Origin of the sequence: Thalassobaculum sp., assembly GCF_040219215.1 — a bacterium.
Classification (GTDB): Bacteria; Pseudomonadota; Alphaproteobacteria; order Thalassobaculales; family Thalassobaculaceae; genus Thalassobaculum_A.
The window spans coordinates 282,115-294,387 of the sequence record NZ_JAVJSX010000025.1 but is presented as its reverse complement, the minus strand read 5'-3'; the positions used below and the strand labels follow the sequence as shown (position 1 = coordinate 294,387).

Here is a 12,273-nt window from a genome sequence, read left to right as displayed (position 1 = left end):
TGTCATTTCCTGTTCACGATCTCCGAGGAGACCGGCTCTGGTGCGTCGGCGGTGCTGCACGGCGATGTGGCGGAACTGCTGGCCGTCGACAACGCCACGGTCGCGCCCGGACAGAACTCGTCGGAGTACGGCGTCACCGTCGCGATGGGCGATATGACCGGCCCGTTCGACTACCACCTGACGCACGGGCTGATCGATCTGGCGCGACGCTACGGGATCGATCACAAGCGCGATGTGTTCAAGCATTACCGTTGCGACGCGGCGTCGGCGATCGAGGCCGGCAACGATATCCGCACGGCACTGGTCGCCTTCGGTCTCGATGCCAGTCATGGCTGGGAACGGGTGCACATCGATTCGCTGACCGCGTTGGCGCGGCTGGTGGCGGTGTATGTCATGAGCCCGCCGGTCGTTCCGCGCGACGAGGTCGATCTTGGCCCGATCGACGGCTTCCCGGACGCTCAGGAGTAGCGCCGTCTTTCCAACGACGTGCAGCCAGAGACCGCGCGCAAGTCCATTGGGCGTGCTAAGCTCATTGTGGCGTTTGGGTGGCGCGGTCCGAACGTCCCCCAGCGCGTGTTTGGACCGAAACCGGCAAAAGACGGAAAGCCATGTCGGAACATGATCCGCGGCAGGAACATCTGGCCTATGACCTCAACAAGGCGTTGTCGTCAGTCGTCGGGTTGAAAACCCTGATTCCGGAAGACGCGTTCACCGCTTCGCTGCTCGGCACCGAACGATCGGGGAACGGCGTGGTCATCCGCGAAGACGGGCTGATCCTGACCATCGGTTATCTGGTCACCGAGGCCGAGACGATCTGGATAACCGACAATCGCGGCCGGGCGGTGTCGGGCATGGTGCTGGGCTACGACCAGGAGACCGGGTTCGGCCTGGTCCAGGCGCTCGGTGCGCTGGATCTCCCGGCGATGGAGTTGGGCGACTCTTCCGCCGTCCGGGAGGGCGACGCGGTGGTGCTCGCCGGTCACGGCGGCCGCCGCTCAATCGTAAAGGCCCAGGTCATCGGTGTGCGCGAGTTCGCCGGCTACTGGGAGTACCTGATCGACGAGGCGATCTTCACCGCGCCGGCCCATTCGAACTGGGGCGGCAGCGCGATGATCGGCGCCGATGGACGGCTGTTGGGCATCGGTTCGCTGTTCATCCAGCAATCGCAGGGCGGCGGCCAGCCGGTCGACGGAAACATGGTCGTTCCGATCGACCTTCTGAAGCCGATCTTTGATGACCTGACGACCTATGGGCGCTCAAGCCGACCGGCCCGACCATGGCTGGGGCTGTACGGTACCGAGGTGGAAAACCGGCTGGTGGTTGCGGGCCTCACTGACGGCGGGCCCGCCGATCAGGCCGACGTCCAGGTCGGCGACGGCATTGCGAAGGTCGACGGGCGACCGGTGGCCAGCCTTGCTGATTTCCTGCGGCAAGTCTGGGCTGTCGGTCCGGCGGGGGTGTCGGTTCCACTGACCGTGGCGCGTGACGGAGAACTGCTGGAACTGACCGTCGAGTCGATCGCCCGCCGCGATCTGCTGAAAGGCCCCAAGCTGCACTGAGCAAGACCGGTTTATGCAGCAAGGCGCATCGTCGTAGGCTCCCTGGCAAACGTCTCAGCTGGCAAACCTCTCAGGGAGTGGACGATGCGCATCGGATTTCTTGGCCTTGGCCTGATGGGCGAAGGCTTCACCCGTCGGTTGATCGAACTCGGGCACGAGGTCAAGGGCTTCGATCCGCGCCAGGAGCGGCGTCTGGGCGCGTCCGAATGGGGCGTGTCGCCTGCTGACTCCCCTGCGCAGGCGGCGGACGGCGCCGATCTGGTCCTGACCTGCGTAACAACGACCGACAATCTCGAACAGGCGGTCTTCGGCGCGAGCGGCGCGGCAGAGACGATCGCCCGTGACGCCGTGCTGGTGGACTTCTCGACAACCGTCGTGGCGCGCACGACCGACATGGCGCAACGCCTGAGAACGGCGACCGGTGCCGGCTGGGTCGATGCACCGGTGTCCGGTGGCCCGCCGGCGGCCACAGCGGGCAAGCTTGCCATCATGGCCGGTGGCGACGATGCCGACATTGCCAGGGTCCGTCCGGTGCTGGACGGGCTTGCCGCCAGCCTGGTTCATGTGGGGGCCGTGGGCGCCGGGCAGGTGACCAAGATGGTCAACCAGGTGTGCGTGCTGACCAACTTCGTGGTGCTGGCGGAGGCCCTGAACCTCGCGGAACGCGGCGGCGTCGATACCGGGAAATTGGTGGACGCGCTGGGCAGCGGCTACGCCGGGTCCAACCTCATGCGGGCGATGTGGCCACGGATGATCGCGCGGGATTTCGAGCCGGCCGGCTATCTTCGTCAGGTACTCAAGGACCTCGACATGGTTCATGATCTTGCGCATGACGTGAAGGCGGCGATTCCCATGTCGACTCAGGCCGCCGAACTGTTCCGCCTGATGGCGGCCCGGGGGCACGAAGACCTGGACGGGATCGCGGTCCTCAAGCTGTTCACCGGCGAACCGGTGTGACAGGCAGCGTTTGCCTCGCGCCGATATGATTGTATACACAGTTGGCCGGTACGGTTCGGCGCGGTGACTTGTCGTTCCGGGCCGGGCCGGTCACACTTCGGGAAGATCTCCGGCGGTGTGCCGTCGGTGGGGGAGGTGCCATTCAGTGGCACGATGGGAGGTCGCGGTGGGGCGCGACGGATCTGCTTATTGATCGAGCCCGCTCGCCTTGGCGAGTGTCGGGATGCACAAGAAAAGTTACAGCGGAGGACATTATGACGCTCAGGACGCTTGCTCGCGTCGCTATGATTGCCGGAGCCTGCACCTTCAGCCTCGCCACCGTGCAGGCTGCCGAGGTCGAGGGCCCGAAGGTCTCCTGGAACCTGTCGACCTGGGGTAAGGAGCGCGCCTTCACCGTGGGTATCGAGTACATCGCTGCCCAGCTCGCCGAGAAGACCGGCGGTAACTTCACCATGAAGATCCACTACGGCGAAGCGCTGTCGAAGGCACGGGAGAATCTTGACGGGATCAAGATCGGCGCCTTCCAGGCCGCGCAGTTCTGCAACTTCTACCACCCGGGCAAGAACCCGGCGTGGATGGTCATGACCATGCCGTTCCTGCCGCTTGGCGATCTCGAGGTCTCGCAGAAGGTGCGCGAAGCCGCGATGGGCCATCCGACGTTCGTCGCCGACATGGCGAATTGGAACGCCATGCCGTACTTCTCGGCACTGCTGCCGCAGTACGAGTTCCTCGGGCGGGGCGACGCGCCGACGACCCTGGCGGGTTGGTCGGGCAAGCGGGTCCGGGCCGGCGGTGGCATCGGTACCGCGATGGAGAAACTGGGCTCGACCCTGACCACCGTTCCGGCGACCGAGGTTTACACCGGTATGGAGCGCGGCACGATGGATGCGGCCTCCTTCCCGTACACCTATTCGCACGCCGCCTACAAAATCCATGAGATCAGCGACTGGTTCACATCGAACATGTCGCCGGGCACGGCGGAGTGTGCGGCCGTCATCAACAAGGACGCCTACGCCAAGCTGCCGCCGCAGTACCAGAAGCTGCTGATGGACCTGAAGCCCGCCGCCTACAAGGTCCAGATCAAGGCCTATCACGACATCGACGAGAAGAACCTGCCGATGTTCAAGGCCAAGCTGAAGGAGATCGTCTACACCGACGATCAGCTCAAGGAGTTCCGCAAGGTTGCCGGCCAGCCGGTGTGGGACCAGTGGGTGGCGGAGAACAAGGACAAGTTCGACGCCCAGGCTCTTCTCGACTTCATCGTTGCAGAAGCCGACAAGGCCCTCGCCGCCAAGAAGTAGGCCCGCGGCTGAAATCGGGGAAGGGCCGTGCGGACCGCACGGCCCTTCTTTGCTTGCGATCCGGCATCACGCATCCAACCGCAACTGAAAGGGCTTAGGACATGACCCAGCCCGTGGCCTGGACTCCCGAGATGGAGGTCGGAGGCGGTCGCACGATCGACCGGTTCGACCGCATCCTTGGATCAATCGAACGCTTCACGGCCATCGCGTCCGGCATCTTCATCTTCATTTTGATGCTGGTCGGCGTCAGCCAGATCCTCGGACGCAAGCTCTTCAACATGCCGATCTTCGGCTACATCGATGCCGTCGAGATGTCGATTGCGGTCTTCGCGTTCCTGGCGATCGCCTATTGCGAACGGGTGAACGGCCACGTTCGCATGGAGCTTTTCGTCGGCAAGCTGAAGGGCAAGCCGTTGTGGCTGGCCGAGGCGGCCGGCCAGGTGCTCGGCCTGTTCGTCCTCGCCGTGCTGATCTACTTCGGCTGGGACCACGCCATGCGGGCCTACGAATACGGCGACTCCACGATCGACGCCCAGATCCCGTGGTGGCCGTCGAAGATGTTGATCCCGTTCGCGTTCGGAATGCTGTTCCTGCGACTGGCCCTCAATCTGGTCGGGTATGTGCGGCTGTTCCTCCACTCGCATGCCGAGCCGATTGCGGTTCCGCTGATCGCCGATGTCCGTGAACTAGCGAAGGAGGAGGCGGCCGAAGCGGGCGTCATTGCCGACGATGAAGACGGAACCGAACGGAGGACCGGCGCGTGACCGAACTCAGCAACGACACCATCGGGCTGATCGGCGTTGGCGCCCTGCTGACCCTGATTCTGATCGGGGTCCGGGTCTATCTGGCGGCATCGGTCGTCGGGCTTCTCGGACTGGTCGCGATCATTGGCTGGGAGGCCGGTGCCGGAATCGTCGGGACGATCCCCCACTCGAAATCGGTTACCTACACTCTATCCGTACTGCCGATGTTCATCCTCATCGGCTATCTGGCGTTTCACGCCGGGATCACCGCCGCACTGTTCGACGCCGCGCGCAAGTGGCTCGGCTGGCTGCCGGGCGGGTTGGCGGTGGCCTCGGTCATGGCGACCGCCGGCTTCGCCGCCGTGTCGGGAGCGTCAACGGCGACGGCCGCGGTGTTCGCGCGGGTTGCCATTCCGGAGATGCTTGCCGCCGGGTACTCCCGGCGAATTGCCGCCGGTGTGGTCGCCGCCGGCGGCACCCTGGCGACCCTGATTCCGCCGAGCGCCATCCTGGTGATCTACGCGATCATCGTCGAGGAGTCGGTCGGCCAACTGCTGCTTGCCGGGTTCATTCCGGGGTTGGTTTCGGCACTGATCTACGTGGCGATCATCCTGATCTGGGCCAAGATCGATCCGAAGGTCGGTCCGGCGATCCACGGCTACACCTGGACCGACCGCATCAAGGCGGTTCCGGGGACGTTCCCGGTGCTCGCCGTCGTCATCATCATCTTCAGCGCCATGTACTACGGCTGGGCGACGCCGACCGAGGCCGGCGCGCTGGGCGCGTTCGTGGTGTTCCTGATGGCGTTCGCCAAGGGCATGCGTTGGCCGGCGCTGAAGGAGACGCTGCTCGACACCGCCAAGCTGACGGTCATGATCTTCAGCCTGATCTGGGGCGTGCTGGTGTTCGTTCGGTTCCTCGGCTTTGCCGGGCTGCCGGAGCAGTTCAGCAACTTCATCGTCTCGCTGCCGTTCGAGCCGTGGGTCGTGATGGTCTGCATCCTGATCGCCTACGCGATCCTCGGCATGTTCATGGACGCGATCGGCATGCTGCTCCTCACGCTGCCGGTCGTGTACCCGGCAGTGATGGCGCTCGGCTACGACTCGATCTGGTTCGGCATCATCGTCGTGAAGATGGCCGAGGTGTGCCTGGTGACGCCGCCGATCGGCCTGAACTGCTTCGTTGTGGCGGCGGTGCGTCCGGACATCCCGGTGTCGACGGTGTTCCGCGGCGTCGGACCGTTCGTGATTGCCGATTTCATCACAGTGGCGGTGTTCATGATCTGGCCGGAGATCATCACCTGGCTGCCGAAGACGCTGCTGAACTGACGTCGCGGTGTCACTGCGGGTCGGTGCACCGCCGACCCGCAGGTGCGGCCCTTCGGTTGAAGGATCAGATCGGCCGATAGATCCTCATGGCCGTGTCGTGGAAGACCGCCCGCCGCTCGGGGGGCGGCAGCACTGACGTGATCGCCTTAAGTCCGGAAAGAATCTCGTCATAGCTGGAGCAGAGCGAGTCGACCGGGAAGTTGCTGGCGACCATGCAGCGATCGGCGCCGAACAGCCGGATCGTCTCCAGCACGATGCCGCCCTGCAGGTCGGCGCTCCAGGCCTTGCCCGGCACGCCGATGCCCGAGATCTTGACCGCGGCGTTCGGTCGGTCGGCGAACGCCGCCATGCCGGCTCTCCAGCCAGCCAGCCCGGCGGCCGAGCGGTCGGCCGGCAGGCCGGTGTGGTTGAGGATGATCAGGGTGTCCGGGAAATCCCGAGCCAGGTCGGCGGCCTCGCCCAGATGCCACCAAGGGGTTTGCAGATCATAGTGCAGGCCATGCTTGGCCAGCAGGCGGTATCCGGCTCGGAACGCCGGATCGGCCATCGAACCGGGCGCGCCGGCAAGCGCGGTGTCGGGCGAGGCCGCAGCCGTCGGCTTCTGGCGGACCGACCGGATCAGCGGAAAGGCGGCATGGCCGGCCAGCACGGTCGCGATATCGGGCCGGGCGAACCAGGCCTGCCCCACCATCGCGTGCGGCCAACCGGTCTGGTCATGCACCTCGTGCAGCCACCGGGTCTCCGCCACCGGGTCCCGAGGATCCCATTCGGCCTCCATGTGCACCGACTTGACGACGTTGTGAGTCCCGTGGTCCCGCCGGAAGTCCTCGACGAGGTAGTTCTTCCGGATCGCCGAGTAGTCGCCGTATCGGAACGGGACGACGTGATCCTCAAGCCACGGGTGCCGACCGTGTCCGAGTTCCCAGAAGTGATGGTGCGCGTCGATGATCGGCAGTTCGGCGTCGGTCACGGTGCCCTCCGGATGCGGTCAGGATCGATTGAAGCACGCCCGAACGGTCTTTTGGCAAGCGCGCGGTCTTGTTCTGCTGTCAATCAGCGGCCATGATCCGGCGTCTTCGGTCTCATCCTCTAAGGCGATCCTCATGAACGGCGCGGAATCCCTTGTGCGCACGCTGGTGGCATCCGGCGTCGACGTCTGCTTCACCAACCCCGGCACGTCGGAGATGCATTTTGTCGCCGCTCTCGACCGGGTCGACGGCATGCGCTGCGTGCTTGGCCTGTTCGAGGGTGTCGTAACCGGCATGGCCGACGGCTATGGCCGGATGGCCGACAAGCCGGCGTCGACCCTGCTGCACCTGGGACCCGGCCTGGGGAACGGGCTTGCCAACCTGCACAACGCCAAGAAGGCGTTCACGCCGGTGGTCAACATCGTCGGCGAGCACGCGACCTACCATATCGAATACGATGCGCCGCTGACCGCCGACATCGAGGGGATCGCCCGCCCGGTGTCCGGCTGGGTCAAGACCTCGCGCAGTGCCAAGGACGTTGCCGGCGACGGTGCCGCCGCGGTCGCCGCATCCATGGGGCCTCCTGGCCAGATCGCCACCCTGATCCTGCCGGCCAATACCGCGTGGGATGAGTCGAACGGGCCGGTCGCTGCGATCGCGCGGGCGGCTCTTCCGGGCCCGGATCCGGATGCAGTGCGCGCCGCTGCCAAGGCGCTGACGGCCGGCGGTAAGGCGCTGCTGCACATGTCCGGCCGGTCACTGCGGGCCGATACGCTGGAGATTGCGGGACGGATCGCCGCGAAGACCGGCTGCCGGCTGTCCTGCCAGACGTCCAATGGCCGCTGGCAGCGCGGCGCCGGGCGGGTGTCCATCGAGCGCATCCAGTATCCGGTGGACATCGCGCTGAAGCAGTTGGCCAGCGTCGAGCAACTGGTCCTGCTGGGCACCAAGGTACCCGTGGCGTTCTTCGCCTATCCCAACAAGCCGAGCCTGCTGACCCCTGAGGGTTGCGCCGTCCACACGCTGGCCGAGATCGGGGATGATCATCTCGCGGTGCTGACCGCGCTGTGCGACGAACTCGATGCCTGGAACGCCAAGCCGGTGCTTCAGAAGGCGGAGCGGCCGGAGTTGGCGACCGGGGCGCTCACGCCGGAAGCGGTGGCGGCGGCCCTCGGCCGGTTGATGCCGGAGAACGCGATCATCGCGGATGAAAGCGTGACGTCCGGACGCGGCTTCATGCCGTTCACCGCGGGTTCGGCCCCGCACGACTGGTTGGCCCTGACCGGCGGTTCGATCGGCCTCGGCCTGCCGTATGCCACCGGGGCTGCGATCGCCTGTCCGGACCGCAAGGTGATCTGCACCGAAGGCGACGGGTCGGGCATGTACACGCTGCAGGCGTTGTGGACGCAGGCGCGCGAGGGTTGCGACGTGGTGAACATCATTTTCGCCAATCGCTCCTACGCCATTCTTCGGCACGAACTCACCAACGTCGGCGCCCAGAACCCCGGTCGCAAGGCCATCGACATGCTGACCTTGGATCGGCCGGAGCTGGATTGGGTTGCATTGGGCAAGGGAATGGGTGTCGCCGGCGTCCGGGTCGATACGGCCGAGGCATTCAACGATGCGTTGGCCCGGGCGATCGCGGAGCCTGGACCGCACCTGATCGAGGCGTGGATGGCCTGATCGGGTGGGGGTGGCCGACTGCGATGGCAGATGATGCATTCCAGTGACCCAGGGGAACGGATGTGTCGAATAGTCTCGGAATTGATCTTGCTTAGTCAGGGAATGGCGGAAACGCTTCATTTTTTGGAATAAAATATTAAGAAATCTCTGCCACCGTCGCCCGGTTTGTTGCAAAACAAAGCCTCAGGGGGATGTGTGGCATGGTTGCTATCAATGTGACGATCCGGACCGGTCTGTTGGCCGTAACCGGGTTGCTGTCGGTCGGGGTGATTGCGCTGGCCGGTATCGGCAGTTTCCGCTCATGGAACGACATGCAGCAGTCGGTCCAGATTGTCGAAAGCAATCAGGTCGCCGATTTGTTGCAGTCAGCGGCCGGCGGTTGGGCGGCCGAGAGGGATGCGACCAATACGGCGCTTGCGGGCTGGAACTCACCGGACGAAAAGGCGCAGTCGGCGATCGCCGAACAGCGCCGTGCCGCCGATGAAACCTTCGAGAAGGCCCTGGCCAGCATCGAGGCCGGTGCCGACTTCCGCAACCGTGACGCGTTGATTGCCGCTGTCCGGGCATCCCACATGAAGCTCGTCGAACTCCGGGCGAAAGTCGACGACGATTTCACCAAGCCGAAGATCGCCCGCAGCGCCGACGGCGCAAAGCTGTGGGTGCCGACCGCCACCGCGGCCATCATGGACGCGCAGGCGCTTCGCTCGGCCGCACAGTACCTTCCGCCGACGATTCACACGCGCATTCTGCTGGCTCAGGAGGTCAAGCAGTCGGTCTGGATGATCAGCGAGTCCGCCGGGCGCGAGCGGGTGATCGTCGGCGAACTGGTTTCTGCCGGTTCGGCCATGTCGCCACAGGTGCTGCAGCGCCTTGCCGAGTTGCGCAGCAGCGCCGAATCCGCCTGGTCCGGTGTCGAGGCCTATCTCGCCAAGGAACTTGCCGCCCCGGAGATCGTCGCGGCGGCCGACAAGGTCAAGGCAACCTACTTCGGGCGGTTTCAGAGCGTTCGCGAGCAGGTGTACGCAGCCGGCCGGAAGGGACCGATCTATCCAATCAAGGGACCCGTGTGGATGCAGGAGGCCAACGCCGCCGGGGACAGTCTGCTCGCCATGGTCGACGCCGCCAGCGAGGCCACCGCCCGCCTGGCTCGGCAGTCGCATGGCGACGGCGTCTCGTCGATGGTGGTGAACGGTTCGATCCTCGTCGCCGCGCTGGGGCTGACGGCACTGGCGTTCTGGATCGTGCTTGGCCGAGTGGTCGGACCGGTTCAACGCCTCACGAACGGCATGCGCGCGTTGCTGGATGGCAACCTGGATGTCGACCTGCCCGACGGCAAGGGTGCCGACGAGATCGCCGAGATGTCCCGCGCGGTCCTCGTGTTCCGCGAGAACGCCCGCGAAGTACGCCGACTGGAACAGCAGCAGCAGGCTGCCGCGCAGCAGGCCGAAGACGACAAGCGACGCGCGATGAGCGACCTCGCCGATGGCTTCGAGGCCAGCGTCAAGGCGGTTGTCGGGGCCGTGGCGCGTGCGGTCGATGAACTCCAGTCGACCGCCGGCACGATGTCGACGACGGCGGAGCAGACCAACAATCAGGCGGCAGCGGTTGCCGCTGCGGCGAGCGAGGCGTCCAGCAACGTGCAGACCGTCGCGACCGCCTCGGAGGAACTGTCGGCATCGATCGCAGAGATTGGCCGGCAGGCAAGTGAGTCCAGGCGAATCGCGACCGACGCGGTCGAGAAGGCGCAGGCAACAAACGTCCAGGTCGAAGGGCTGGTCGAGGCCGCACGAAAGATCGGTGACGTGATCTCGATGATCCAGGACATTGCGGCCCAGACCAACCTGCTGGCGCTGAACGCCACGATCGAGGCGGCCCGTGCCGGCGATGCCGGCAAGGGCTTCGCGGTTGTGGCCGGCGAGGTCAAGTCACTGGCCGGTCAGGTTGCGAAGGCGACCAGCGAGATCTCCGAGCAGATCACCGGCATCCAGATTGCGACTGGCGACGCGGCTGGATCGATTCGGGCGATCGCTCAGACCATCGGAGAGGTCAACGAGACCACCGCGTCGATCGCTGCGGCGGTCGAACAGCAGAACGCCGCGACCAACGAAATTTCTCGGAACGTCCAGGAAGCGTCGACCGGAACCGAGGAAGTGTCCCGTAACACCACCGGCCTCAGTGCCGCGTCGCGCGATACCGGTACGGCGGCGGCGCAGGTCTTGCAGGCGTCGGGCGGGTTGGCCCGTGATGCCCAGAAACTGGCTGACGAAGTGGAGGCGTTCATCGCCCGGGTCCGGACGGCGTGAGGCAGGTGCTTTGAAACGATTGTTAAGATTTGTCCTTCAAAGTGGCGCGTCCGCGCATGCGGGACCTTTGTGACGGAGACCCCGTGAGTGCTTGAAATCCGTAAATCGAGTCGCGGGCGCGCTGATACCGTTCCTGCCGGCGTGGCCGGTTTCCTCGGCGGAACGCCGGCGGTCGGATGGCGGGCCCTGTGAACGAGGCGCGCCGGTTTCTGCTCCAGGGCGACGATCGAACGGGGTCCGCGCGGATCGCCGAGGAGAAGCATCGTGCGATCCTGGAGACCAGCGGCGACGCCATCGTTCTGGCGAATGCCGAGACCGGCATCATCGTGGAAGCCAATGATCGGGCGGGGGCGCTGTTTGCCTGCGACGCTTCGGAGCTGGTGGGGATGCATCAAAGTGAGCTGCACCCGCCGTCGCAACGTGACCGCTACCGTTGGGATTTTCGAAACGCGCGCAACGCTGGACGCATGCTGCTTCCTGACGTCGTGATTCAGCGGCGGGACGGCACGGTGTCGTCCGTCGAGATCACCGCCCGGACGATCGAGATCGACGGCACGCTCACTTTGGTCGGGTTCTACCGGGATATCAGTCACCGCAAGGCGCGTGAGTTCGAACTGATCGCCGCGCGGGAGGCCGCCCGGGCCGCCAGCGACAGCAAGACCCGCTTTCTCGCCAATATGAGCCACGAGCTGCGGACCCCGCTGAACGCGATCATCGGCATGTCGGAACTGATCCGCAGCGAACTGTGGGGCCCGGTCGGCCACCCGAAATACGCGGAGTACGCGGGCGACATCAACGACAGCGGCCTGCACCTTCTGGACCTCATCAACGACATCCTGGACTTCTCCCGGGTCGAAATGGGCAAGGTGACGCTCCGCGATGAACGCATCGAGGTCACTGACCTGCTCGAGCAGAGCCGCCGCACCGTCGCAGGGCTTCTGGAGGAAGGCGACCTGACCTGCATAGTCCGCGTGAGCGGCGCTCCCGTCTTGATCGCCGACCGCCGGGCAATGCGCCAGATGCTGCTGAACTTGCTGTCGAACGCCATCAAGCACACCCCGCCCGGCGGGCGGGTCACGATGGCCTCCAATGCGGACGGGCAGGGCGGGCTGGCAATCGTCGTTGAAGACACGGGCCGTGGCATCCCTGCCGAGCGGCTCGAGTGGATCACCGAGCCGTTCAACGTCGACGAGGAAATCAGTGTGACCAGGCAGGGCGGGGCCGGCCTCGGTCTGGCGATTACCAAGCGGCTTCTCGAGCGCCATGGCGGACAGATCTCAATCGACAGCAGTGAAGGCTCTGGCACTTCGGTTCGGTTGTCACTCCCGCCTGACCGAGTGTCTTTCGGCTGACGCGCTCCGTCGGTTTGCTCAGCGCGCCGCAACCCCTTGCATGACAATCGTTCTTGCTGCGTTTCAAGGCAGCTATCGG

General features: G+C 65.3%; 10 protein-coding genes. 9 read left to right on the top strand and 1 reads right to left on the bottom strand.

The features are described from left to right. The 6 genes from RIC54_RS19240 to RIC54_RS19215 form a co-directional block, all read left to right on the top strand. On the top strand, positions 1–468 hold a 468-nt coding region (locus RIC54_RS19240; RefSeq protein WP_502990180.1), incomplete at its 5' end, for a zinc-binding metallopeptidase family protein. A gap of 140 nt (positions 469–608) precedes the next feature. Then, positions 609–1,559: a S1C family serine protease gene (locus RIC54_RS19235; protein WP_350096631.1), complete on the top strand. Its 951-nt coding sequence runs from the start codon at positions 609–611 to the stop codon at positions 1,557–1,559. A gap of 84 nt (positions 1,560–1,643) precedes the next feature. Continuing rightward, positions 1,644–2,516 carry an NAD(P)-dependent oxidoreductase gene (locus RIC54_RS19230; protein WP_350096629.1) on the top strand — a complete coding sequence of 291 codons (873 nt, stop codon included), beginning with the start codon at positions 1,644–1,646 and terminating at the stop codon, positions 2,514–2,516. 254 nt (positions 2,517–2,770) lie between these two features. Next, complete coding sequence (locus RIC54_RS19225) at positions 2,771–3,817, top strand: C4-dicarboxylate TRAP transporter substrate-binding protein (protein WP_350096627.1); 1,047 nt, start codon at positions 2,771–2,773, stop codon at positions 3,815–3,817. Between the two features lie 101 nt (positions 3,818–3,918). Further along, positions 3,919–4,581 (top strand): TRAP transporter small permease subunit, encoded by a 663-nt coding sequence (locus tag RIC54_RS19220; RefSeq protein ID WP_350096625.1) that lies wholly within the window; start codon positions 3,919–3,921, stop codon positions 4,579–4,581. Continuing rightward, a complete protein-coding gene (locus tag RIC54_RS19215; RefSeq protein ID WP_350096623.1) occupies positions 4,578–5,888 on the top strand; it encodes a TRAP transporter large permease in 1,311 nt (436 codons plus the stop codon). Before RIC54_RS19220 ends, RIC54_RS19215 begins: the two co-directional genes overlap by 4 nt. Before the next feature lie 64 nt (positions 5,889–5,952). Here RIC54_RS19215 and RIC54_RS19210 read toward each other — a convergent pair whose 3' ends face one another. Further along, positions 5,953–6,858: an amidohydrolase family protein gene (locus RIC54_RS19210; protein WP_350096621.1), complete on the bottom strand. Its 906-nt coding sequence runs from the start codon at positions 6,856–6,858 to the stop codon at positions 5,953–5,955. 133 nt (positions 6,859–6,991) lie between these two features. On the opposite strand from RIC54_RS19210, the gene RIC54_RS19205 reads away from it, so the two are divergent. The 3 genes from RIC54_RS19205 (at position 6,992) to RIC54_RS19195 (ending at position 12,194) form a co-directional block, all read left to right on the top strand. Further along, positions 6,992–8,539, top strand: coding sequence for an acetolactate synthase large subunit (locus tag RIC54_RS19205; protein WP_350096619.1), 1,548 nt, complete (start codon positions 6,992–6,994; stop codon positions 8,537–8,539). A 200-nt stretch (positions 8,540–8,739) separates the two neighbouring features. Then, the gene (locus RIC54_RS19200; RefSeq protein WP_350096617.1) at positions 8,740–10,842 is read left to right on the top strand and encodes a methyl-accepting chemotaxis protein; all 2,103 of its coding nucleotides are present in this window, start codon (positions 8,740–8,742) and stop codon (positions 10,840–10,842) included. A gap of 188 nt (positions 10,843–11,030) precedes the next feature. Further along, complete coding sequence (locus tag RIC54_RS19195; protein ID WP_350096615.1) at positions 11,031–12,194, top strand: PAS domain-containing sensor histidine kinase; 1,164 nt, start codon at positions 11,031–11,033, stop codon at positions 12,192–12,194. The last annotated feature ends 79 nt before the right edge of the window (positions 12,195–12,273 follow it).

What these genes read in the sequence shown, in the direction of transcription:
- RIC54_RS19235 (WP_350096631.1), top strand. Translation starts at nt 609, where the DNA reads ATGTCGGAACATGATCCGCGGCAGGAACATCTGGCCTATGACCTCAAC.
- RIC54_RS19230 (WP_350096629.1), top strand. Translation starts at nt 1,644, where the DNA reads ATGCGCATCGGATTTCTTGGCCTTGGCCTGATGGGCGAAGGCTTCACC.
- RIC54_RS19225 (WP_350096627.1), top strand. Translation starts at nt 2,771, where the DNA reads ATGACGCTCAGGACGCTTGCTCGCGTCGCTATGATTGCCGGAGCCTGC.
- RIC54_RS19220 (WP_350096625.1), top strand. Translation starts at nt 3,919, where the DNA reads ATGACCCAGCCCGTGGCCTGGACTCCCGAGATGGAGGTCGGAGGCGGT.
- RIC54_RS19205 (WP_350096619.1), top strand. Translation starts at nt 6,992, where the DNA reads ATGAACGGCGCGGAATCCCTTGTGCGCACGCTGGTGGCATCCGGCGTC.
- RIC54_RS19200 (WP_350096617.1), top strand. Translation starts at nt 8,740, where the DNA reads ATGGTTGCTATCAATGTGACGATCCGGACCGGTCTGTTGGCCGTAACC.